This is a genomic window from Pseudonocardia ammonioxydans (genome assembly GCF_900115005.1).
Classification (GTDB): Bacteria; Actinomycetota; Actinomycetes; order Mycobacteriales; family Pseudonocardiaceae; genus Pseudonocardia; species Pseudonocardia ammonioxydans.
The window spans coordinates 1-21138 of record NZ_FOUY01000014.1 but is presented as its reverse complement, the minus strand read 5'-3'; the positions used below and the strand labels follow the sequence as shown (position 1 = coordinate 21138).

Below are 21138 nucleotides of genomic sequence, written 5' to 3'. Positions count from 1 at the left end.
GCGGGTGACGCACCGGTATCGTCCCCGTATCGCGAGAGGAGGAGTCCATGGAACTGCTCCTGCTGACCACGGCTCCGGACGCGGCCACGGTCCTGCCCGCCCTGGCCCTGCTGCCGCACAGCGTGCGGACCGCCGCCCCCGAGGTGGCCGCGCTGCTCGACGCCGGGCCGCACGACGCGGTCGTCGTCGACGCCCGGACCGACCTGGTGGCGGCCCGGAGCCTGTGCCGGCTGCTCGGCAGCACGGGGACCGAGGTGCCGGTGATCGCCGTGCTCAACGAGGGTGGACTGGTCGCGGTCTCGGGGGAGTGGGTGGTCGATGAGATCCTCCTGCCCACCACCGGCCCGGCCGAGGTCGACGCCCGGCTGCGGCTGCTGCGCTCCCGCCCGGGCGTGGAGTCCGCCTCCGGCGGCGGTGCGCTGGTGCTCGGCGAGCTGGTGATCGACGAGGCCACGTACTCGGCGCGGCTCAAGGGACGCCTGCTCGAGCTCACCTACAAGGAGTTCGAGCTGCTCAAGTACCTCGCCCAGCACGCCGGGCGGGTGTTCACCCGGGCCCAGCTGCTGCAGGAGGTCTGGGGCTACGACTTCTTCGGCGGCACCCGCACCGTCGACGTCCACGTGCGGCGGCTGCGTGCCAAGCTCGGCGGCGAGCACGAGCAGATGATCGGCACCGTGCGCAACGTCGGCTACAAGTTCGTCCGGCCGTCCCGGGGCGGGCTGACCGCCCCGCCGGGCCGCCCGGAGGCCGACGCCGACCCCGATCCCCCCGAGCGACGGCTGCCGGGGGCGGCCCGCCCCACCCGGCCGGGGCGTGGAACGCCCGGAAGCCTCTCGTCCCGCTAGTAGGGTCCGGCCCGTGGACCCGCAGGTGCTGACCGAACTGGACGCCGACACCGCCGCCGCGGTGCACGACCTGCTGGCGGCGGCCGGCGCGAGCGACGGCGCGGACCCCTTCTCCGAGCAGTTCCTGCTCACCCTGCGGGCCGGCGGCACCCGGGAGGGCGTGCACCACGTCGTCGTGCCCGGCGCCGGGCGTCCGGTCGCCGGCTACGCCCAGCTCGACGGCGGCTACGCCGAGATGGTCGTGCACCCGCAGGAGCGCCGGCGCGGGGTGGGGACCGCACTGGTCGCGGCGCTGGAGGGGCTGACCCCGGAGCCGCACGTGTGGGCGCACGGCGACCTCGACGCCGCGCGGGCGCTGGCCGGGCGCCGCGGGTACCGCCGGGACCGGGTGCTCTGGCAGATGCGCCGCCCGCTGAGCAGCCCGCTGCCGCAGGTGCAGCTGCCGGACGGGGTCACGCTGCGCTCGTTCGTGCCCGGCCGGGACGACGCCGAGTTCCTCCGCGTCAACAACGCCGCGTTCGACTGGCACCCCGAGCAGGGCGGCTGGACCGGCCACGAGCTCGCCGCCCGGCAGGCCGAGCACTGGTTCGACGCCGAGGGGTTCCTGCTCGCGACCGGCGCGGACGGCACGCTGCTCGGCTACCACTGGACGAAGGTGCACCCCGGCGCCGAGACCGACACCGGCGAGCCGATGGGGGAGGTCTACGTGCTCGGGGTCGACCCGGCGGCGCACGGCCGCGGGCTGGGCCGGGTGCTGACCCTGGCCGGGCTCCACCACCTGCGCGACCGCGGGCTGGGCACGGTGCTGCTCTACGTCGAGGCCGACAACGCCCCGGCGGTGGCCGTCTACGAGCGCCTCGGGTTCACCGTTCACGCCGCCGACGTGAACTACGCCCGCTGACGCTCTCCGCGGGTCACCGCCCGACGATCACCGCCCGTCGATCGTGTGATGTGGATCCACCCGTCCGGCGGCCCTGTTCATCCGGCGTTCATCTTCCGTGGGGTCTGCGTCCAATGTCGGCTCCTAGCGTTCGGGACAGAACGGCCTTCCCGGGCCGTCGAAGCGGCTCGAGCCGATCACGGAGGAACCTGCAGTGAAGACCAAGCGGCGCGCGCCCCGGGCGCGCCTGGCGGCCGTCGGGATCGCCACGACCACCGCGTTGTTCGTCGCCGGTTGCGGTGCCGCCAACGAGGGTGGGGGCGGCGGCGGTGGCGCTGCCGAGGGGCAGGGCGTGTCCGGCACCATCTCCGGTGCCGGTGCCAGCTCGCAGCAGGCCGCCATGCAGGCCTGGATCGCCGGGTTCGGCAACGCCAACCCGGACGCGACCGTCAACTACGACCCGGTCGGTTCCGGCGGGGGCCGTACCCAGTTCGCCGAGGGCGGCGTCCAGTTCGCCGGCTCCGACGCCTACCTGAAGGACGAGCAGCTCGAACAGGCGCGCCAGCGCTGCGGCGGCTCGGTCATCGAGATCCCGAACTACGTCTCGCCGATCGGGATCGTCTACAAGGTCGACGGCGTCGACAACCTCAACCTGGCCCCGGCCACGATCGCCGGCATCTTCGACGGCAAGATCACGACCTGGAACGACCCGGCGATCGCCGCCGACAACCCCGGCGTCCAGCTCCCGGCCACGCCGATCACCCCGGTGCACCGCTCCGACGAGTCGGGCACCACCGAGAACCTCACCGAGTTCATGAACCAGGCCGCGCCCGAGGCCTGGCCGCACGAGGCCGACGGCAACTGGCCGGTCCAGGGCGGCGAGGCCGCGCAGGGCACCTCCGGTGTCATCGGCGCGGTGAACGCCGGCAACGGCACGATCGGCTACGCCGACGCCTCGCAGGCCGGCGACCTGAAGATGGCCAACGTCAAGCTGGGCGACCAGAACGTCGCGCCGACCGCCGAGGCCGCCGCGAAGATCCTCGAGGAGTCCCAGCGGGTCGAGGGCCAGGGCGACACCTCGTTCGCGTTCGACCTCAACCGCACCGCCGCGGGCGGCGCCTACCCGGTCGTGCTGGTCTCCTACCTGATGGCTTGCCCGACCTACGCCGACCAGGAACAGGCCGACGTCACCAAGGCGTTCCTGAACTACGTCGTCAGCGACGCCGGTCAGCAGGCCGCGGCCGAGGCCGCCGGCTCCGCACCGCTGTCGGAGAACCTCCGCAACCAGATCACCCCGGTGATCGACCGCATCTCGGCCGGCGGCTGAGGGACGGCGATCGAGTTGTACGTCATCTAGCCAGGAGCCCCGGGTGGTGTTCATCATGGAATGACCGCCCGGGGTTCCCCGGCGTCAGCCACGCCCTGTCCAGCGCACGTCCGCACCTCCAGGGATCACTGTGACCACCACCGAAGTCAAGTCCGAGCAGAAGGCCGCGAAACCGGTCACCCAGCTCGGCGACCGCATCTTCGCCGGCTCCGCGAAGGGGGCGGGGATCGCGATCCTCGTCGTCCTGGCGGGGGTCGCCTCCTTCCTGCTCATCGAGGCGTTCCCGGCGGTCACGGCTCCCGAATCGGAGCTGCCGGGCGGTCTCGTCGCCTACGTCGGTCCGCTGATCTTCGGCACCCTGCTCGGCGCGGTGATCGCGCTGGTGGTGGCGACGCCGGCGGCGGTCGCGGTGGCGCTGTTCATCAGCCACTACGCGCCGCGACGGCTGTCCCAGGGCCTCAGCTACATCGTCGACCTGCTGGCGGCCGTCCCGTCGATCGTCTACGGCCTGTGGGGCGCCTGGACGCTGGCGCCGCTGTCGGTGCCGCTGAGCAACTGGCTGACCGACAACCTCGGCTGGATCCCGCTGTTCGCGGGCCCGGCGTCGACCACCGGCCGGACGATGATGGTGGTCGGCCTGGTGCTGGCGGTGATGATCCTGCCGATCATCACCGCGGTCGCCCGCGAGGTCTTCCTGCAGACGCCCAGCCTGCACGAGGAGGCCGCGCTGGCCCTCGGCGCGACCCGCTGGGAGATGATCCGGATGGCCGTCCTGCCGTTCGGCCGGTCCGGGATCATCTCGGGCGCGATGCTCGGCCTGGGCCGTGCGCTCGGCGAGACGATGGCCGTCGCGATGATCCTGTCCGTCTCGGGCGCCGTCACGTTCAACCTGATCAGCTCGGAGAACCCGGGCACGATCGCGGCGAACATCGCGTTGCAGTTCCCGGAGGCCTCCGGGATCACCGTGAACGTGCTGATCGCCTCCGGCCTGGTGCTCTTCGTGATCACCCTGCTGGTCAACATGCTCGCCCGCTACATCGTCGAGCGCCGCCGCGACTTCTCCGGAGCGAACTGAGATGTCCACCGGAACCGAACACCCTCGCACGGAGGCCCCCGTGACCGGGACCGGTCTCGAGGCCCCCGCCTCGACCACGCCCGCGGTGCTGCGCCGCAAGGGCAGCCTGCCCCGCTGGGCGCCGCTGGGCATCCTCGCGGCCACCGCCGTCGTCATGGCGGGTGTGGCCGCGGCGACGGGCTCCGGAGTCGGGCTGTGGGCCTTCCTCACCGCCGTCGTGTACGCGGTGGCCACCTACACGACCTCGCGGGTCGTCGAGGGCGCCCGCAAGGCGGCCGACCGGCTCGTCACGGTGATCGTCACCGGTGCGTTCGTGCTGGCGATGGTCCCGCTGGTCTCGGTGCTGTGGACCGTGATCGCGCAGGGCTGGGAGCGGTTCGACGTCACGTTCTTCACCAACTCGATGCGCGGCATCGTCGGTGAGGGCGGCGGGGCGCTGCACGCGATCCAGGGCACGCTGATCATCACCGGGCTGGCCGCGGCCATGTCGATCCCGGTGGGCGTGCTGACGGCGATCTACCTGGTCGAGTACGGCAGCAACTCCAAGCTGTCGCGGGCGATCACGTTCTTCGTCGACGTCATGACCGGCATCCCGTCGATCGTCGCGGGCCTGTTCGCCTACGCGCTGTTCACGCTGCTGCTCGGCCCGGGCGTGCGATTCGGCTTCGTCGGCGCGGTCGCGCTGACCGTGCTCATGATCCCGATCGTGGTGCGCTCCACCGAGGAGATGCTCAAGATCGTCCCGAACGAGCTGCGCGAGGCGGCGTTCGCGCTCGGCGTGCCGAAGTGGCGGACGATCCTCAAGGTCGTCATCCCGACCACGGCCGGCGGCATCGCCACCGGCATCACGCTGGCGATCGCCCGCGTCATCGGTGAGACGGCGCCGCTGCTGGTCACCGTCGGGCTCGCGACCGGGGTGAACCTCAACCCGTTCGATAGCCGGATGGCCACGCTGCCGGTGTTCTCGTACTACTCGTACGCGACGCCGGGCGTGCCGCGTGACCCGTTCCTCGACCGTGCGTGGACCGCGGCGCTGGTGCTGATGCTGATCGTCATGATCCTCAACGTCGTCGCGCGGCTGATCTCCCGCTACTTCTCCCCGAAGACCCGATAAGGAAGTCCCGTCATGGGCAAGAGTGTCGAAGCCAAGGACCTGAACATCTACTACGGGTCGTTCCTCGCCGTCGAGGGCGTCAACATGACGATCAAGCCGAAGACGGTCACCGCCCTGATCGGGCCGTCCGGCTGCGGCAAGTCGACCTTCCTGCGCTCGATCAACCGGATGCACGAGAACATCCCGGGCGCCCGCGTCGAGGGCAGGCTCGAGCTCGACGGCCAGGACCTGTACGGCGCGAACGTCGACCCGGTCGGCGTCCGCCGCCAGATCGGCATGGTCTTCCAGCGGCCGAACCCGTTCCCCACGATGTCGATCTACGACAACGTGATCGCGGGCATGAAGCTCAACAACAAGAAGGCCTCGAAGTCCGAGCTGGACGACACGGTCGAGCGCTCGCTGCGTGGCGCGAACCTGTGGAACGAGGTCAAGGACCGGCTCGAGAAGCCCGGGTCGGGCCTGTCCGGCGGGCAGCAGCAGCGGCTGTGCATCGCCCGGGCGATCGCGGTGCGCCCGGACGTGCTGCTGATGGACGAGCCGTGCTCGGCGCTGGACCCGATCTCCACCCTGGCGATCGAGGACCTGATCAACGAGCTGAAGAACGACTACACGATCGTCATCGTGACCCACAACATGCAGCAGGCGGCACGGGTCAGCGACTTCACCGGCTTCTTCAACATCGAGGGCACCGGCAAGCCGGGCAAGCTCGTCGAGCTCGACGAGACCAAGACGATCTTTTCCCAGCCGAAGCAGAAGGCGACCGAGGACTACGTGTCCGGCCGGTTCGGCTGAGGCCACGCACGCATCCCGCACGGACCACGGTCCCGGACCCCCTCATGGGGGTTCCGGGATCGTGGTGTCTCCGGGGCTCTCGGGCTCCTAGAGGGAGATCTCGTCCGCGGTGCCGCCGGTGACGGCGTAGACGACGTGGTTCGCCAGGTGCACGCAGTGGTCGGCGAAGCGTTCGTGGAATCGGGCCAGCAGGGCCACGTCGACCGCCGCCTCGATCCCGGCCGTCCACTCCGGGCCGAACATCAGCTCGAACACCGACTGGTGGACGGCGTCGACCCCGTCGTCGTCGCCCTCGAGCTCGAGGGCCTGCACGACGTTGCGGGTGCGCAGCACGGTGACCGCCTTGTCGCCCATGGCGGCGACCCGCCCGCCGAGGTCGGCGAACAGCGGATGGGCCTGCTCCGGCAGCGCCGGGCGGTCACCGGCCCGGGTGACGGCCTCGGCCACGTGCCGGGCGAGGTCGCCCATCCGCTCGAGCTGCTGCGAGCAGCGCAGTGCGGTGACGACCGACCGCAGCGGGGACACCACCGGCTGGTGCAGGTTCATGGTCTCGACGGCGAGGAGCTCGACCGCGGCCCGGTGGCCGTCGATGATCGGGTCCCGGGCGATGACCTGCTCGGCGAGGCGGTGCCGGTCGTGCAGCAGCGCCTCGGAGGCGTGGTGGAAGGCGGTGGCCACCAGCGGTGCCATCTCGTCCAGCATCGACTGGAGCTGCGTCAGGTTGTCGTCGAGAGTTTCCCTGCGCATGTCGTCGACCTTAGTTCGGGGCCGGTGGAACCCTCGGCGCGGACGGGGTGAACCTTCGGTGAACGGGCGGGTCAGGCCGCGTTCCGCAGGCCCACCCGCAGGTCGACCTGGAACCGCTCGGCGGAGCCCAGGACCGTGGACCGGACACCGGTGACCTCGAACCACTCCAGGCAGCGGCCGGCGCGGTCCATGCCGTCGCGGATCGCCTCCTCGACACTCTCGTCGGAGGCGCCCACCACCTCGGTGACGACGCAGCCCGCATGCTCCATGGGACACGGGTGCCCACGCCGTGTCGCGAACAAACGCGACACGGCGGGTGTACGGCGAGCGACGGCTCTCAGACGGCGAGCGGTCCCGGCATCTGCCCGGTCACGACGTAGACGATGCGGCGGGCGACGGCCACGGCGTGGTCGGCGTAGCGCTCGTAGAAGCGGGCCAGCAGGGCCACGTCGACGGCCGCCGAGACCCCGTGGGTCCAGTTGCGGTCCATCAGCACGGTGAACATGTGCTTGTGCAGGTCGTCCATGGCGTCGTCGTCGGCCTCGAGCTCGACGGCGGCCTCGAGGTCACGGCTGCGGATCACCCGGCCGGCCTTCTCCGCGAGCTCGACCCCGACCCGGCCCATCTCGGTGAAGTAGGGCTTGATCTCGTCGGGCACGACCGACTGCGGGTGCCTGCGGCGGGCGGCCTGGGCCACGTGCAGGGCGAGGTCACCCATCCGCTCGATGTCGCCGGCGCCGTGGATCGCCGCGACCACGACCCGCAGGTCGGTGGCGACCGGTGCCTGCAACGCGAGCAGCCCGAACGCCTGGTGCTCGGCCGCTGCCCGCACGTCGTCGATCTTGATGTCCTCGGAGATGACCTGCTCGGCGAGCTGCAGGTCGGCATCGAGCAGCGAGCGGGTGGCATGTTCCATGGCGCGCGCGACGTCGTCGCACATCCCCGCCAGGCCGGAGGCCAGCTCGTCCAGCTGCTCCTGGTACGTGTCGCGCATACCTCGAGCCTAGAGCGGTCGGCGGCGCGGGTCAGCCTGAGCGGGTGAACCCGCCGTGAACGGTGGACGACGTCCGTCCGATCGGGGTAGCCGTCCCTGCCCGGGCGGCGCTGCTCAGGCGCAGTCCGCGCCGGTCTCCGGCACGGCGCGGACGGGGGCGTGGTCCCCGGCCCCGACGACGAGCTCCAGCTGCCCGCTCCCGGTGGGGTCCGGTGCCGGGCGGGCTCCCGGCAGCGCGCCGACCAGGGCGCCTGCGGCGTCGGTGTTGTCCGGGGAGTAGCGGACGGTCGCGCGCTCGGCGGGCGGGCCGCTGCTGATCGAGCCGATCTCGTAGCCGCGGGTGCGCAGGCTCTCGGCGACCTGCTCGACGGCTCCCGGCCGCCCGGTCGCGTCGACCAGGTCGACGGTGGTGCCCGCGACGGCCGCGGTCGCCGCCCGGGCGGCCGGTGCGGTCGCCGACTCGGGCAGCGGCTCGTTCTTGCGGATCGCGGAGAACAGCTCGCGGGCGTCGCTGCGCTCCAGGTCCAGGTGCCCGCGGGTGTTCGGGGACTCGCCGACCGGCACCGGCAGGAACAGCGGGGTGCTGTCGTCGCCGTCCGCGCCGGCCCGGCCGAGGCCGCGGGCCAGGGTCAGGATCTCGCCGGCATCCACGCCGTCGGCGACGAGCGAGCCCGTCATGCCGTCGGCCGCCCGGCCCGGAGCACCCGGCGTGAGCAGCGACGACGTCGAGAGCGCCTCACCCAGCGCGGCCGCGAGCACCCGTTGCTGGCGCTGCACCCGGTTGGCGGGCGAGCTGTCCCCGGCACCGGTGGCGGTGGCGAACCGGACGGCTGTCGGCCCGTCGAGCGCGACCGTGCCGGAGCCCTCGACGACCGGGCCGAGGACCGGGTCGACGACCGGGCGTTCGGTGCACACCTCGATGCCGCCGACCCCGTCGACGAGCGCCGGGGACCCGGCCAGGTCGAACGCGACGAAACCGGTCAGCGAGATCCCGGTGAGCTGCTGGACGACGCCGACGCTGCAGGCCGGGCCGCCGACGTCGTAGGCGGTCGCGAACGCGGTGCGGGACTCGGCGGGGACGGTCTCGCCGTAGGTGCCGGTCGCCGGGTCCCAGCGGCGGCACGGGGGCCGGGACACCTCGAGCGTCGCGGGCATCGACAGGGTGACCGCCTGCCCGCCGTCCGCCGGCTGGTGGACGAGGACGGCGGTGTCGGTGCGGGCCGGCTCGGGGACGCCCGCGCGGTCCGCCTGGACGCCCAGGACCAGCACGTTCCGGTCGCCCGCCTGCTCGGAGGAGTTGAGGACCGCGTCGGTGTCCGGCTCGAGCGCGGCGACCGTCTCGACACCGTCGTAGACCTCGCTGCGGCCGGTGAAGCCGAACGCCGTCGTCGCCAGGATGAGAACCGCCGCGACCGCGGCCCCGATCCGCAGCGCCCTGCGGCGGGGCGAGAGCGGCGTCGCGGGCTCCGGCTCGGCGAGCTCGTCGGGCGCCTCGGAGCCGTCCGGGGTGTCGGCCTCGGGGCCCGTGCTCCGGCGCCGCCTGCGGTGCGGGACGAGGGCGTCGAAGACCTGGGTGCCCCGCGAGTCGGCGGCTCCGGGCCGTTCGGGCGCCCGGCCGTCCGCGGCCCGGCGGCGGGAACCGCTGTCGTGCCGGGTCGCGTCGGCCGTCGACGGCCCCGGGTCGGCCGCATCGGCGGTCCGGGCGGGTCCGGAGCCGGGCTCGACGGGGTGCTGCCCGGTCGTGGGCCGCGGTTCTGGCGCGCCCGCGCCCTGACCGGCTCGCGGGTCACGGGTACCGGCCTCGTCGGGTGCCCGGTGGGGCGGTGCCGTGCCGGGAACTTGCGCGGCCCGGCCGGTGTCCGGGCCGGGCGGGGGCGCCGGGGTGCGTTGCGACGTGCCGGGGCCGGTCGGCGGGGCCGCGTCCCGTGGTGCCGTGCCGGGGTGGCCGGCCGGCGTCGCCCGTGTGGGGTCGGGCGCGGCCGGTCGTGCTGTGCCGCCGGTGCCGGCGTGCGGGACCGCACCGGGCTGCGAGGTGCCGGGTCCGGCGGGCGGGACCGCACCGGGCTGCGAGGTGCCGGGTCCGGCGGGCGGGACCGCACCGGACTGGGAGGTCCCGGGGCCGGAGGGCGGGACGCGGCCGGCCTGCGGGGTGCCGGGCACCGGCGCGGCACCGGTGGAGCCGGGTCCGGCGGGCGGTCGCCCGGCGCCGGGCGTGCGCGGGTCGGGCCGGTGCGTGCCGGACCGTCCCTGGACGGCCGAGCGCGGTCGGGTGGCCTCGGGATCGCCGGGCTGCGCCGGCCCGGAGCGGGGCGGGCCGGACCGCGGGTCGGGCTGCGCCGCACCCGGACGCGGATCGGGGTGTGTCCCGTCCGCCCCGCCAGGCGGCGCCGCGGGCGGACGCGGGACGCCCGGACCCGTGGGCGTGCGCGGTGCCGGCGGCGGTGGGGCCGGGACCGGGTGCCCGCCGGTGGGGCCGGCCTCGGACGGACGCGGGGGCTCGGCCGGCGGCGGACCGCCCGGATGGCGGGGGACCCGGCCGCCGCGCACCCGTCGGACCCCGGTCGACGGGGCCGGGCTCCCCGGCTCGGCGGGCCGGGGCTGCGCCCCGGAGGTCGCGGGGCCCGTGTCGGGTCGCGCCTGCGGACCGGAGGTCGCCGGGCTCGTGTCGGGTCGCGCCTGCGGCCCGGACGCCTGCGGTCCGGTGTCGGGGCGCGACCGCGGATCCACCGGGCCGCTCCCGGGCCGCGCCTGCGGGCCGGAACGGTGCTCGTCGGCACGGCGTGGAGCCTCCGGGGCGGCCCCGGACGAAGGCGGGTCGTCGGCGGCCCGGCGACGGGTGCGCCGCGGCCGGCGCTCGTCGTCGTCCTGCACCGGGCCTCCTCGTCGCGCGTCCGCTCCGGTCCGCGCGGTGGCCGTGCGCGGGGGTGCGCAGGCCGTGGGACACCGACCGCTCGCGACCGGCTCCCGCTACTGGTGAGTCTATTCGGCCGTGACCGGTGGTGGGGGTCCGGGGCGGCCCGGACCAGCACCCAGTTGGGGGATGGAGCGGCGTCCGGATGCGGCACCCGCGAGCAGCACACGACCGTCGGGCGACCGGTGGGCGACGGCGTTGCGGCCCGCCTGCTTCGCCGCGTACAGCAGGAGGTCGGCCTCGTCGACGAGCGGTTCCACCTCGCCGTCGCCGGGGCCGATGTGTGCGACGCCGATGCTGATCGTCATCCGGAGCCGGGGGTGCAGCTCGGTCCAGTCGTGCGCGGCCACGCGCTCCCGGGCGGCCTCGCAGACCGCGACGCCGTCCTCCGGGCCGAGGCCGGGGAGCACGAGCGCGAACTCCTCGCCGCCGTAGCGGGCACAGAACGCGCCGCGCGGGAGTCCCCGGCCCAGCTCGTGCACCATCCGCTGCAGCACCCGGTCGCCGAACGGGTGCCCGTGGGTGTCGTTGACCTGCTTGAAGTGGTCGATGTCGGCGAGCGCGAGGCACACCGGGCGGACGGTGCCGCTGTCGATCAGGTCGGTGAGCCGTTCGTCGAGGTAGCGCCGGTTGTAGGTGGAGGTGAGGCTGTCGCGGCGGCTCTGCTCGCGGGCCTCGGCGTGCTCGCGGCGCAGCCGGTCCAGTTCGTCCTCGACGGGCGCCCCGGTCGGGTCGCTCAGCAGCCGGACGGCCTCGCGCAGGTGCTGGTAGGCCTGCTCGAAGCAGCCGTCACCCGCGAGCCGTTCGGCGGCGGCGGTGTGCAGGGCCGCGCGCGCGGCGGGGTCGGCCGGGCCGACGTCGTCGATGCCGGCGGTCGCCGGCTGGGTGGACGTGCGGCGCGCGGGATCGCACACCGTCCAGGCCGTGTCGGTCACCGTCCACCTCCCGTCTCGCCCACTCGTCATCGGTGAGAATCGGTGCGAGGCCCGCGGGACTTGAGTCGTGCGCGCCGTCGCTACCCGTTCGGCGGGGCCGGTTCCCCCGGGTCGGGGACCCGGTGGCCCCGCAGGGCGACGATCAGCCGCCCGAGTGGTCCACGTCCGCTCCGAAGGGCACGGACGGGTCGTCGGGGTCGTCGAGCCAGTGCTCCGGGAGGACCACCCGCCCGGGCGAGCCCTGCCGGCCGCGCGGGCCGTCGGCCTCGGCCGGGAACGGCTCGTCCGGGTCCAGCTGGGACAGCAGGTCGTCGAGGTGGCCGATCGACTCCACCATCCCGAGGCTGCGGCGCAGCTCCGGACCGACCGGGAAGCCCTTGAGGTACCAGGCGATGTGCTTGCGGACGTCGCGGATGCCCTTGTGGTCGCCCATGTGCTCACCGAGCAGCACGGCGTGCCGGCGCAGGGTCGTCGCGACCTGGCCCAGGTTCGGGGGCGCGGGCAGCTCGCGCCCGGCGAAGGCGGCCTCCAGGTCGCCGAACAGCCACGGCCGTCCCAGGCAGCCCCGGCCGACGACGACGCCGTCGCACCCCGTGCGGGCCACCATGTCCAGCGCATCCTGGGCACAGAAGATGTCGCCGTTGCCCAGCACCGGCACGTGGGCGGGCACGGCCTCGCGCAGCCGCGCGATCGCGCTCCAGTCGGCGGAGCCGGAGTAGCGCTGCGAGGCGGTGCGGGCGTGCAGCGCGACGGCGACGGCGCCGGCGTCGACGGCCGTCCGCGCGGCCTCGAGGTAGGTGTGGTGGTCGTCGTCGATGCCGATCCGCATCTTGACCGTGACGGGCCGGTCCCCGGCTCCCTCGACGGTCGCGCGGACGATCCGCTCGAACAGCTTGCGCTTGAACGGCAGGGCCGCCCCGCCGCCGCGGCGGGTGACCTTCGGGACCGGGCAGCCGAAGTTCATGTCGATGTGGTCGGCGAGGTCGCGCTCGACGACCATCTCCGCCGCCCGCCGCATGGAGGCCGGGTCGACGCCGTAGAGCTGCATCGACCGCGGACGCTCGTCGTCGTCGAACGCGATCATGCGGAACGTCAGCGGGTTGCGCTCCACCAGCCCGCGGGCGGTGATCATCTCGCAGACGTAGTAGCCGGCGCCCTGTTCGCGGCACAGCCGCCGGAACCCGGGGTTGGTGATGCCGGCCATCGGGGCGAGGACCACCGGTGTGTCGACCGCGTACGGGCCGATGCGCAGCGGCGGCAGCACGCGGCCGCGGCGGGCGGGGGTGTTCGTCCGCTCGTCGCGGACGCGGTCCTGCACGATCGTCACACCGACGATTGTCCCAGGTCCCGCTGACACGGGTGTCCCCGCCCGCCGCACGGGGGCGACGGTCAGAAGTCGACGGTCACGCAGCCGGGACGTCCACCGGCGGTGCCGGCGTGCCCGGCGTGGGTGGCGGTCGGCTCCTCGTGCAGGACGACCGAGGCAGCGCGCCGGTCCTCGGGGAACGTCCACGGGACCGTGCTCGTCGCCTCGCCGGCGCCGTTCGCGTCGGTGGTGAGGTCGAGCCAGATCTCGTTCTCGGGGTTGGCGTAGGCGGGGTCGACGCTCGGCGTGACCGGGTCCTGGGAGAACTGGTAGTGCGGACCGGCCTCGTCACCGGCGGCGGGGGAGCACGGCTTCGTGTGCGCGTGCGCGCCGTAGGTGCGGTCGGGCAGCAGACCGGAGACACGCAGCGTCGTGGTGGTCTCGTCGCCGCTGGAGGTGCTGCTGACCTCGACGGTCGCGCCGGCGGGCACCAGCTCCGTGTCGTAGGTGTAGGCGGGTCCGTCGCCGCCCTCGGCGTAGGTCGCGGAGACCTCCACGCTCTGCTGGGCGGTGGAGTCGACCTCGGCGTCCTGGGGAGCGCCACCGCACGCGGTGACCATGAGTGCGGTCGCGCCGAGCAACGCGCACCATGCGGGGGTTCGGAGATTCATGCGCGCCAGTGTCCGCGAAGCGGATAATTCGGGCAGCATGGAACGGCCGTCCTCGGCCCGTGTCACCGGATCGGGTGTCCGCTACCGTGGTCGTCGTGACAGCCGATGTGGCCGAGCGTCCCGAGGACGCGCTCGCCGAGCCGGTGCCGTGCTCGCGGTGTTCGAACGCTGCGCTGCTGACGATCGTCGGGCGGTGCGCGGACTGCATCTCCGACATGGGCCGCAACTTCCCGGACGAGCGCGAGGCCTGGAAACAGGAGCTGACCCGGGCCATCGAGAACCGCTCGGCGTGATCCCCTGCCCGGGAGGCGCTGTAGGATGTGATCCCGGATCGAGGGGACATCGGGGGAGATCGGCACGGTCGGGCCCCGTTCCATCGTCTGGGGCCTCTAGCTCAATCGGCAGAGCAGCGGACTTTTAATCCGCGGGTTGTGGGTTCGATTCCCACGGGGCCCACATCTCCCCAGGTCACGCACTTGGACTCTCGTCCTCGTCAAGATCCACCCCCGGTTTACCCCCGGGATTGCTGAACAGCTCCAGGACGTCCGCGGCCCCGGTCTGCGCAACCTTCCGGCCGAAGTAGTTGTCCTGTGTCATCGACACCTTGGAGTGGCCGAGCTGATCGGCAGCCTGGCGCGCGCTCAACCCGGCAGCGTCCATCAGCGTGGCCACCGTCTTCCGGTAGACGTGCGAGGTGACCCACTCGTACCCCGCGCGGTCGAACACCTTCCGGAGGTCCGACTGCGTGTTGGACGGGTCGCGCAGCCCGCCGAGCGGCGCGGTGAACACCACGTCCCACTGGTTCGGTGACGACTCGGCGCGACGACGGCGCAGCATCCCGATCGCCCACGCCGGCAGCTCCAGCCGGCGATACCCGCTCTTGCTCTTCGGCCGAGCCTTGATCTGCAGGCCCTGCCCCCTGATCCGGACGACGGTGCCGCGCACCTCGACCGTGCCGGCGTCGAGATCGAGGGCGGCCCAGGTCACCGCGGCGGCCTCCCCGATCCGCAGGCCGGTCGCCAGCATGAAATCCGTGAAGTCGACGAGATCCCACTCGCGGCACTTCGGGTCACCGTTGATCTTCTCTCGCAGGTCGACGGCCTGGGCGGCGGTGAGCGAGCGCGCCGACGACGCCGAGTTCTCGATCCGCCCGACGTCCCGCACCAGGTTTCGCTCCAACGCGTCGTGACGGACCGCCAGGCCGACGAGCCCGCTCAGCACAGTCCGCGTCGTCTTGGCCGCACCCGTGCCGTAGCGGTCGTGAACCTGGACCACGAGTCGATCGAGCCGGGACACCGTCAGCTCGCGGATGCGGAGCGACCCGAGCCCGTCCCGTACGTGTCGGTCCCAGCGGTACCGGTAGGCCTCCGCGGTGGTCGGCGAGCGCTTTCCGAGCTGAACAGCCCGGTCGATCTCCGCCAGCCACAGTTCCCCGAGCGCGCGCACCGTCGAGTCACGGTCGATGTCCCCGTCACGAGAGACGCGGCCACGGTCGCGGAGAGCAGCCCGCAGTGTGTTCTCGGCTGCGGCCCTGCTCTGGGCGGTGCGCTCGACGTCGCGGATGACCCCGTCGTGATCGCGGTAGTTCGTCCGCGCACGGAACCGCTTCGGCCCGAGCTGGTAGATCCGGATCCGGCCGTGGGTACCGATCGGCAGGGGAGGCCGGGCCATCAGGCCACCTCGTCCCGCAGGGACGCGACCCACGAACGGACCTCGTTCGGGATGTAGCGAACGTGCTTGCCCATCCGGCGCCCGGGTGGGCCGTAGCCGTGGCAGCGCCAGCGGTAGAGCGTCTGGACCGGAATGCCGAGGTACTCGGCAACCTCCTTGACGCCCCACAGCTTCTCGATCCCGTTCATGACGTCCTCCCGTGGTCCGTGTGGTCGGTACCGCGACTGCGGCGTTGCTCGCGTCGGCGTTCGGCGATGCCGAGGGCGATCTCTCGTTCGGCGTCGTTGCGGTGCCCGATCTGGACGACCTGCCAGTCGTTGACCACCAGCACCGAGCCGGGCTCGGCCGGGGTGTCGAGGCCGGCGAGGGTCTCGCCGAGGCGGTAAGCGCGGCGCTCGCCGCGGATCGCGCCGAAGGTGGTCGAGTAGGCGCGTGACTTGGTCAGGAAGTGGCCGCGGAAGCCGAGCATGTGCGCCCACCGGCGCAGGTTCAGGTCTTCGTATGCCTCCAGGCCGCCGAGCTCCCACGCGGCCTCGATCAGCCGCCGGTGGTGGTGGGTGATGTCGAGGTGGCGGACGTGGGCGATGTCGCGGATCGGCCGGTCGGTCGCCTCGCTCTTGCCGGTGCCCTTGGTGGCGTACTTGGCGACGTAGGCGGCGAGCGCTGAGTCGGTGATCTCGCCGTCGTCGTCCTCGAGCGCAGCCGCTGCGGTCGAGGTGATCGGGCGGATATCGACCTGCTTCCCCCATGCCAGCGGAAGCGGGGTCCCGTCCGGACGGTCGACGACGAGGGATACCGAGCTGGCCGCGTCCCGGACCGCGACGGTCAGGGCCTCGGTGGTGATCCAACCGGGCGGGGCGGTAGTGGGCCCGTCCGGGCCGTCGAGCCGGACAACGGCGTGGAAGTGGACCAGCCCGCGCCGCTGATACTCGGCGACCTTGGCGTAGGACAGGCGCGCATGATCTTTGAACTCGCGGACCTTGACCCCGAGCATCCCGGCGAGGATCCGTCGGAGGCGGATAGCGAAGCGGTTCCAGAGCTTTCCGGCGTGGGCCTGCCAGAGCACCGCGCCGATGTAGTCATGGCTGGCGGGATCGAGTGCGGTGCCGACGCGTGGGTCGTCGGGGTGGTGCTTGTCCCCGCAGCCACACGGGACGACCAGCCCGCGGGCAGTGACTCGGCGGGTGTGCACGGCCCCGAACGAGGGTGCTGTCAGAGTGACGAATACCCGCGGGTGGGCGGCAGCAGAGTCTGGCACCCCCTTGCCGCCGCTCATTCCGGAGCGGAGGAGGTGGTAGGCGTCGGAGGCGTAGCGGTCCGAGCAGGCCGGGCACACCGACGCTCGCCGGTTCCCGCACGGGGCGAGGATCTCACCTTCCCGCTCGGCCAGAACCGTACCGGTGGCGCGGTCGTGGATACGGGACGAGCCGGTGAGGTGGATCGGGGCGGCACAGCCGCCGATGGCGGTCACCTCGCGACGCCAGTCCTGGAAGCCGTCGGAGCGCAGGAGATGTGAGAGGTCGTGGTCGTGCTGGGTGGTGGCAGCCGTCATGACGGCATCCCTCCCCGGGATGGTGGTTGTCGGAGTGGCTCCGGCCCCGCCGGGAGCTGGACTCACACGGCGGGGTCGGGCCGTGTTGACGGGATCGGTCAGCGGCCGTAGGTGCGGTGTTCGTGTTCGATCTCGACTGGGCCCGGGGTGTAGCCGTGGTAGCGGGCCAGGAGCCGGGCGGCGGCCCGGTAGGAGGAGGCGTGGCCGACGAGGGCGCCGTGGTCGTTCTCGACGCGGTAGCGGCCGCCGTCGCGGATGACGGTGCCGCCGGCCCCGGTGGCGCCGAGGGTAACCAGAGCCTTGCCGGGTTGGACGACGTCGACGCCGATCACCCCGGTCGAGCGCTGCCGGGTCTGCTTCGGGGTGTTCGGCGCGGTGGCTGGTCGCTGGGGGATGGGTCGCAGGTGCTGCCAGCGGGCGATCATGTCGCGGGTGGCCTTGGGGACCAGGATCGAGCGGGCCGGGCCCTCGGACCCGTTGTGGTGGATGTGGTGGGTGCCGCCGAGCTTGAGGTGTCCGGTGTCGAGGAGTTGGACCACGGTGTCGCCGTCGTGGCGGGGCACGGCGTCGGCGCAGCCGGGGCGGGCCGGGTCGGCGCGCAGCACCAGCCCGGTCCGCTCGATCAGCAGCAGCCCCGGTTCTTGGGCGGTGGCGACGATCCGGGCGACCTCGCGCGGGTCCTGCGTCGCGGGCGGGCCGTGGTCGTCGGTCTCGACGAGGGCCGGTTCACCGAACAGCGCGTCCTGCACCGTGGTGCTCTGGGCGGTCATGCGGACCACCACCAGGTGGCGCGGGCCTCCCAGGACCATTCACGGGCGAGCTGGCGCACGAGGTAGTACTCAGCGACGATCGCGGTGGCGGTGATGACCCAGAACCAGCCCGAGGCGGTTCCGAGGTAGAGCCAGGAGCCGCCGACGATCAGCAGCAACAGGACGGTGAGTTTGGCCCAGGTGCGCAGGGCCCACAGGGTCGTCGTGCCCATCACGCCGCGCCCCGCTCGCTCGGCTCGGTCGAATCCGGGGCCTCGTCCGGGCCGCCGTCGGGCATGTCGATGACGTCGGCGTCCTGCGGGGCGCAGCGGGTGACGAGTTCGGTGATGTCGTCGTCGGTGGTGAACGCGGCCCGGAACCGCACCGGTAGCCGCGAGCCCTTGTCGATGACGAACCCGATCCCGGCGTGCCGCTCGTCGCCGGGAATCTCATCGGCCAGCGCACCCCGCTCCCGGGCACCCTCCCCGAGCACCATGTCGACATGCGAGGCGGCGGTGACGCCCAGGCAGATCCGCTGAGTGAACAGCTCCCGCACGTCGACGACGTCCTTGGACGGCTCTTGGAGGTAGCCGTGCACCGCGAACAGCGAGGCCCGGCCCTGGGTCATGACCTCGGCCAGCAGCCGCAGGGCCTCGCGGACCGAGCTGCGGTCGCCGTAGGCGGTGAGCATCGCCATCTCGTCGATGACCAGCAGCTCCACCGGTGTCGCGGTGGAGGGTGTGGCGGCGCGGATGTTCTGTTCGCGCATGTCGTCCTGCCGGTCGCGCATGGCGTCGCGGAACTCGGTCAGCAGCTCCAGGGCCTCGGCCATGGTGGTGGCGTAGCGGTGGAACAGCGGTGCGCCCTGTTCGGTCTCCACGCCGCCCTTGAGGTCGACCATCCACACCCGCACGACGCCGTCGCGCAGGCACGGCCCGACCCCGCGCAGCGTGGACCAGAGGATCGAGCCCTTGCCCGACCCGGAGGCGCCGGCGACGAGCCGGTGTCCGCCGACGAGGGGTGCGGTGAAGGGTTCGCCGCGTTCGTTGTCGCCGATCTCGACCGCGCCGAGGTCCACGTCCTCGGTGGTCTCGGGGATGTCCGGGGCCGGGATGGTGCGGGTGAACGGCAGCTCCCACTCGATCACCACGGCGACGACGCCGGGCCGGTGGCGGGTGATCGCCACCCGGTGCGCGATCAACGCTTCGTAGAGCACGGAGGCGCGTTCCTGCCAGAACGCAACATCCTGCCCGCGGACCATGCGGACGTAGACGGTGTCGATCGTCGACGAGGACGAGCGCACACGCAGGACGCGAGGGACGAGCTGTTCGCCGCTGTGGCGGTGCTCGCGGGTCAGGCCGCAGTCCGACATCAGCTGTGTCCAGCATCGGCCGCGGTAGACGGTCCAGCGCCGCCAGGTGGCCCGCAGCAGCGGGGCGGCGAACCGGTCGAAGCTGGCCGGGTGCGCCCGCCCCCAGACGAAAGCGCCGAGCACGAGGGCGGCCAGGACGGCACTGGTGACGAGTGGGCCGAGGACGAGGGTCAGGCCGAGGCCCACAAGAGGGGCGGTGACGAAGCCGGGGTGGCGGGCGAGCCAGGCCGCAGCCTGGAACTCACGGCCGGGCGGCCGGGTGGCGCGGCCCGCGTGGCTGCGGGCGGGGCCGTTGGTGCGGGTTGCGCTGCTACTACGCTTGTTCATTGCTACCAGTCCTCACGAATCGAGACCGGGTAGCGGGGCGCCCGCCGTGTGTTTCCGCCAAGAATCCATCTCGGCGGGCGCCCCACCACCCGGTGGTGGTCACTTCTGTTCGCGCAAGGCGCCGCGCGCCGAATCCAGATGCACGGTCAGCACGGCGACGTCGCGGGCGAGGTTGTCGTGGGTGTTCTTGAACCCACCCGTGCGGTACGGGATCCCGTGCAAGGACCGGCGCAGTTCGCGCATCGCGGCATCGAGTTCCTCGACGGTGCGGTCGACGGCCTTGGACATGTCACTTCCTCCACTCGCGGGAGACCAGTTCGGCCTCCCACTTCTTCGCCGAGCTGGCCATGACCTTCAGCGAGCTGTGGGACTTCTTCGCCGCCGCCGAGATCTCGTCCGGGGAGGCGTGCGACCAGTGCTGGCCGTCGCCGCCGGCCTTCGCTGATGTGCCCTTGCCGCCGGTCCGGCCCTGCTTGCCCCTACCGCTGTCGCCTGCCTTGGCCGCGACCTTCTCCGCGTCGGTCAGGGCGTCCCCGACCAGCTGCAACGCGCGCCAGAACTCGCCGTACTTGCGCAGCGCGCGCCGGTTGACCTTCGGCAGGGTCGTGATCCGGTCCCGCGGCCCGAGACTGAGCGCCATGACCTCAGACCCCCTTGCGGATGGCGACCTGGGCCAGGCGCAGGCCCTCGGCGACCCCGGCCTGCCACGTCTGCTCGGTCGGGATCACCGGGTGGTCGTGGCGCGACCAGCGACGCCGCTCGATCTCCAGACGTCGCACGAGGCGTCCGACACCGGTGGTGGCGCGGGGACGGGTCTTTGTGGTCGTGGTCATCGCGGTACCTCCTCCATCTCGCTGTTGTTGGTTTCGGTGGTCAGGTCGACGTGTCCCCAGCAGTGCGGGCACACCCCCGATCCGCCGCATTCGCCGCATTCGTCACCGGCGATCGAGTGGCCGTAGCCGTCACACTCCTCGCAGGCGCGGCTACCGCTGCATTCCGCGCACGTCATTGGTGCTCACCCCTGATGTGAGGACACAGGTGTCCCCGCCTCGGAATTGCTCTGGAATCGCCGGAAAGCGCTCCGGCCGGAAAGAAATGGCCGCGTCAGGCGGCTGGCCCGCTGATCGTGCGGATTCCCATCTCGTGCTGCTGTTCGGTCAGGTCCTGCTCGGCCTGCTCCAGCACGGCGCGCAGGCGGGTGATCTCCGGGCGGTCGAGGAACAGCGTCACCGTGCCGCCGGACCCGGTCGCGTCGAGCGTGACTCGGTCGTCGTCCGGGTAGAGGTGCGTGGCGAACGTCGTGGTCTCGTAGACGTGGATTCCGACCGAGACGGTGGACGAGGGCAGGAAGTCCGGGCGGCCGGTCACGACTCGCCCCCGTCGTCCTTGCCCCGCCGCGGCGGCATCGGGGCCGGGGTGGCGTGCTTGAGCCCCATCGCCTTGAACGCGATCCCCGACACCGTGCGCCCGTCCGGGGACTCGATCGAGTACGGGTTGATCTTCGCGTCGATCAGCTGTACCCGCGTGTCCTCCGGGAACCCCTCGCCCGGGTCGGCGGTCAGGGTCACCTTGATCTCCTCGCCCTTCGGGGCCCGCTGGCCCGCCTGGACCTGGAGCTTCGCGAACAGCGACACCACGAACTGCGTCACCCCGTCCCGATCGGTCACCGGCACGTCGGCACCGTTCGCGTCCTGCCGGGTCTTGGGTGCGGGTGGCTCGACCACCGTGAGCTTGAAGCCGTCGAGCACCACCGGAAGATCCCTCATCGTTGCCTCCTCTCGAACCCCATGACTGGACGTCTAGGGGAGTGCCATCGAGAGTAGAGGACGTCTAGACGAGTTGCAACGGTAAGTCTGTCTGGCTCTGGGTT

25 protein-coding genes and 1 tRNA gene are annotated in these 21138 nt (G+C 72.7%); 8 read left to right on the top strand and 18 right to left on the bottom strand.

What is annotated here, in order from left to right:
• Nucleotides 1-47: 47 nt before the first annotated feature.
• The 6 genes from BM093_RS14970 to pstB all read left to right on the top strand — a co-directional run bounded on the left by BM093_RS14970 (nucleotide 48) and on the right by pstB (nucleotide 6033).
• On the top strand, nucleotides 48-845 hold the full coding sequence (locus BM093_RS14970; RefSeq protein WP_093343263.1) for a winged helix-turn-helix transcriptional regulator: 798 nt from the start codon (nucleotides 48-50) through the stop codon (nucleotides 843-845).
• 13 nt (nucleotides 846-858) lie between these two features.
• Nucleotides 859-1746: a mycothiol synthase gene (gene mshD, locus BM093_RS14965; RefSeq protein WP_093343261.1), complete on the top strand. Its 888-nt coding sequence runs from the start codon at nucleotides 859-861 to the stop codon at nucleotides 1744-1746.
• A gap of 193 nt (nucleotides 1747-1939) precedes the next feature.
• Entirely contained in the window at nucleotides 1940-3052 is a 1113-nt protein-coding gene (gene pstS / locus BM093_RS14960) for a phosphate ABC transporter substrate-binding protein PstS (RefSeq protein ID WP_093343259.1), read from the top strand.
• 130 nt (nucleotides 3053-3182) lie between these two features.
• Nucleotides 3183-4127 carry a phosphate ABC transporter permease subunit PstC gene (gene pstC / locus BM093_RS14955; RefSeq protein WP_093343256.1) on the top strand — a complete coding sequence of 315 codons (945 nt, stop codon included), beginning with the start codon at nucleotides 3183-3185 and terminating at the stop codon, nucleotides 4125-4127.
• Nucleotide 4128: 1 nt separating this feature from the next.
• On the top strand, nucleotides 4129-5241 hold the full coding sequence (gene pstA / locus BM093_RS14950) for a phosphate ABC transporter permease PstA (RefSeq protein ID WP_093343253.1): 1113 nt from the start codon (nucleotides 4129-4131) through the stop codon (nucleotides 5239-5241).
• A 12-nt stretch (nucleotides 5242-5253) separates the two neighbouring features.
• The gene (gene pstB, locus BM093_RS14945) at nucleotides 5254-6033 is read left to right on the top strand and encodes a phosphate ABC transporter ATP-binding protein PstB (RefSeq protein ID WP_093343250.1); all 780 of its coding nucleotides are present in this window, start codon (nucleotides 5254-5256) and stop codon (nucleotides 6031-6033) included.
• Nucleotides 6034-6120: 87 nt separating this feature from the next.
• On the opposite strand, the gene phoU (BM093_RS14940) is transcribed toward pstB, so the two are convergent.
• From phoU (BM093_RS14940) to BM093_RS14910, 7 genes are all read right to left on the bottom strand, one after another.
• Nucleotides 6121-6780, bottom strand: a complete 660-nt coding sequence (phoU, locus tag BM093_RS14940) for a phosphate signaling complex protein PhoU (protein WP_093343247.1) — start codon at nucleotides 6778-6780, stop codon at nucleotides 6121-6123.
• A gap of 71 nt (nucleotides 6781-6851) precedes the next feature.
• Nucleotides 6852-7049 (bottom strand): dodecin family protein, encoded by a 198-nt coding sequence (locus BM093_RS14935; protein ID WP_093343244.1) that lies wholly within the window; start codon nucleotides 7047-7049, stop codon nucleotides 6852-6854.
• Between the two features lie 68 nt (nucleotides 7050-7117).
• Nucleotides 7118-7774, bottom strand: a complete 657-nt coding sequence (gene phoU, locus BM093_RS14930) for a phosphate signaling complex protein PhoU (RefSeq protein ID WP_093343241.1) — start codon at nucleotides 7772-7774, stop codon at nucleotides 7118-7120.
• 114 nt (nucleotides 7775-7888) lie between these two features.
• The gene (locus BM093_RS37920) at nucleotides 7889-9934 is read right to left on the bottom strand and encodes an LCP family protein (protein ID WP_177238490.1); all 2046 of its coding nucleotides are present in this window, start codon (nucleotides 9932-9934) and stop codon (nucleotides 7889-7891) included.
• Nucleotides 9935-10753: 819 nt separating this feature from the next.
• Nucleotides 10754-11620, bottom strand: coding sequence for a GGDEF domain-containing protein (locus BM093_RS14920; protein WP_093343232.1), 867 nt, complete (start codon nucleotides 11618-11620; stop codon nucleotides 10754-10756).
• 142 nt (nucleotides 11621-11762) lie between these two features.
• Complete coding sequence (gene dusB / locus BM093_RS14915; protein WP_177238502.1) at nucleotides 11763-12881, bottom strand: tRNA dihydrouridine synthase DusB; 1119 nt, start codon at nucleotides 12879-12881, stop codon at nucleotides 11763-11765.
• 128 nt (nucleotides 12882-13009) lie between these two features.
• Nucleotides 13010-13597: a superoxide dismutase family protein gene (locus tag BM093_RS14910; RefSeq protein ID WP_093343230.1), complete on the bottom strand. Its 588-nt coding sequence runs from the start codon at nucleotides 13595-13597 to the stop codon at nucleotides 13010-13012.
• A 95-nt stretch (nucleotides 13598-13692) separates the two neighbouring features.
• On the opposite strand from BM093_RS14910, the gene BM093_RS14905 reads away from it, so the two are divergent.
• Together BM093_RS14905 and BM093_RS14900 are read left to right on the top strand one after the other, a co-directional pair.
• Nucleotides 13693-13890, top strand: a complete 198-nt coding sequence (locus BM093_RS14905) for a hypothetical protein (RefSeq protein WP_143105388.1) — start codon at nucleotides 13693-13695, stop codon at nucleotides 13888-13890.
• A gap of 90 nt (nucleotides 13891-13980) precedes the next feature.
• Nucleotides 13981-14053: transfer RNA gene (locus tag BM093_RS14900), tRNA-Lys, on the top strand.
• Between the two features lie 12 nt (nucleotides 14054-14065).
• On the opposite strand, the gene BM093_RS14895 is transcribed toward BM093_RS14900, so the two are convergent.
• The 11 genes from BM093_RS14895 to BM093_RS14845 form a co-directional block, all read right to left on the bottom strand.
• Nucleotides 14066-15268, bottom strand: a complete 1203-nt coding sequence (locus tag BM093_RS14895; protein ID WP_093343226.1) for a site-specific integrase — start codon at nucleotides 15266-15268, stop codon at nucleotides 14066-14068.
• Complete coding sequence (locus BM093_RS14890; RefSeq protein ID WP_093343224.1) at nucleotides 15268-15456, bottom strand: helix-turn-helix transcriptional regulator; 189 nt, start codon at nucleotides 15454-15456, stop codon at nucleotides 15268-15270. The genes BM093_RS14895 and BM093_RS14890 overlap by 1 nt, the downstream gene beginning before the upstream one ends.
• Complete coding sequence (locus BM093_RS14885) at nucleotides 15453-16820, bottom strand: replication initiator (RefSeq protein ID WP_093343222.1); 1368 nt, start codon at nucleotides 16818-16820, stop codon at nucleotides 15453-15455. The genes BM093_RS14890 and BM093_RS14885 overlap by 4 nt, the downstream gene beginning before the upstream one ends.
• 98 nt (nucleotides 16821-16918) lie before the next feature.
• Nucleotides 16919-17590, bottom strand: a complete 672-nt coding sequence (locus tag BM093_RS14880) for a hypothetical protein (protein ID WP_245773531.1) — start codon at nucleotides 17588-17590, stop codon at nucleotides 16919-16921.
• Complete coding sequence (locus BM093_RS14875) at nucleotides 17587-17802, bottom strand: hypothetical protein (protein WP_093343218.1); 216 nt, start codon at nucleotides 17800-17802, stop codon at nucleotides 17587-17589. Before BM093_RS14875 ends, BM093_RS14880 begins: the two co-directional genes overlap by 4 nt.
• Entirely contained in the window at nucleotides 17802-19268 is a 1467-nt protein-coding gene (locus BM093_RS14870; RefSeq protein ID WP_093343216.1) for an FtsK/SpoIIIE domain-containing protein, read from the bottom strand. Before BM093_RS14870 ends, BM093_RS14875 begins: the two co-directional genes overlap by 1 nt.
• 99 nt (nucleotides 19269-19367) lie before the next feature.
• The gene (locus tag BM093_RS14865; protein ID WP_093343214.1) at nucleotides 19368-19556 is read right to left on the bottom strand and encodes a hypothetical protein; all 189 of its coding nucleotides are present in this window, start codon (nucleotides 19554-19556) and stop codon (nucleotides 19368-19370) included.
• 1 nt (nucleotide 19557) lies between these two features.
• Nucleotides 19558-19908 carry a hypothetical protein gene (locus tag BM093_RS14860; RefSeq protein ID WP_093343212.1) on the bottom strand — a complete coding sequence of 117 codons (351 nt, stop codon included), beginning with the start codon at nucleotides 19906-19908 and terminating at the stop codon, nucleotides 19558-19560.
• A gap of 4 nt (nucleotides 19909-19912) precedes the next feature.
• A complete protein-coding gene (locus tag BM093_RS14855; protein WP_093343210.1) occupies nucleotides 19913-20101 on the bottom strand; it encodes a hypothetical protein in 189 nt (62 codons plus the stop codon).
• Nucleotides 20102-20372: 271 nt separating this feature from the next.
• On the bottom strand, nucleotides 20373-20636 hold the full coding sequence (locus BM093_RS14850) for a hypothetical protein (RefSeq protein ID WP_093343208.1): 264 nt from the start codon (nucleotides 20634-20636) through the stop codon (nucleotides 20373-20375).
• Nucleotides 20633-21034, bottom strand: a complete 402-nt coding sequence (locus BM093_RS14845) for a hypothetical protein (protein WP_177238489.1) — start codon at nucleotides 21032-21034, stop codon at nucleotides 20633-20635. The genes BM093_RS14850 and BM093_RS14845 overlap by 4 nt, the downstream gene beginning before the upstream one ends.
• Nucleotides 21035-21138: the final 104 nt, after the last annotated feature.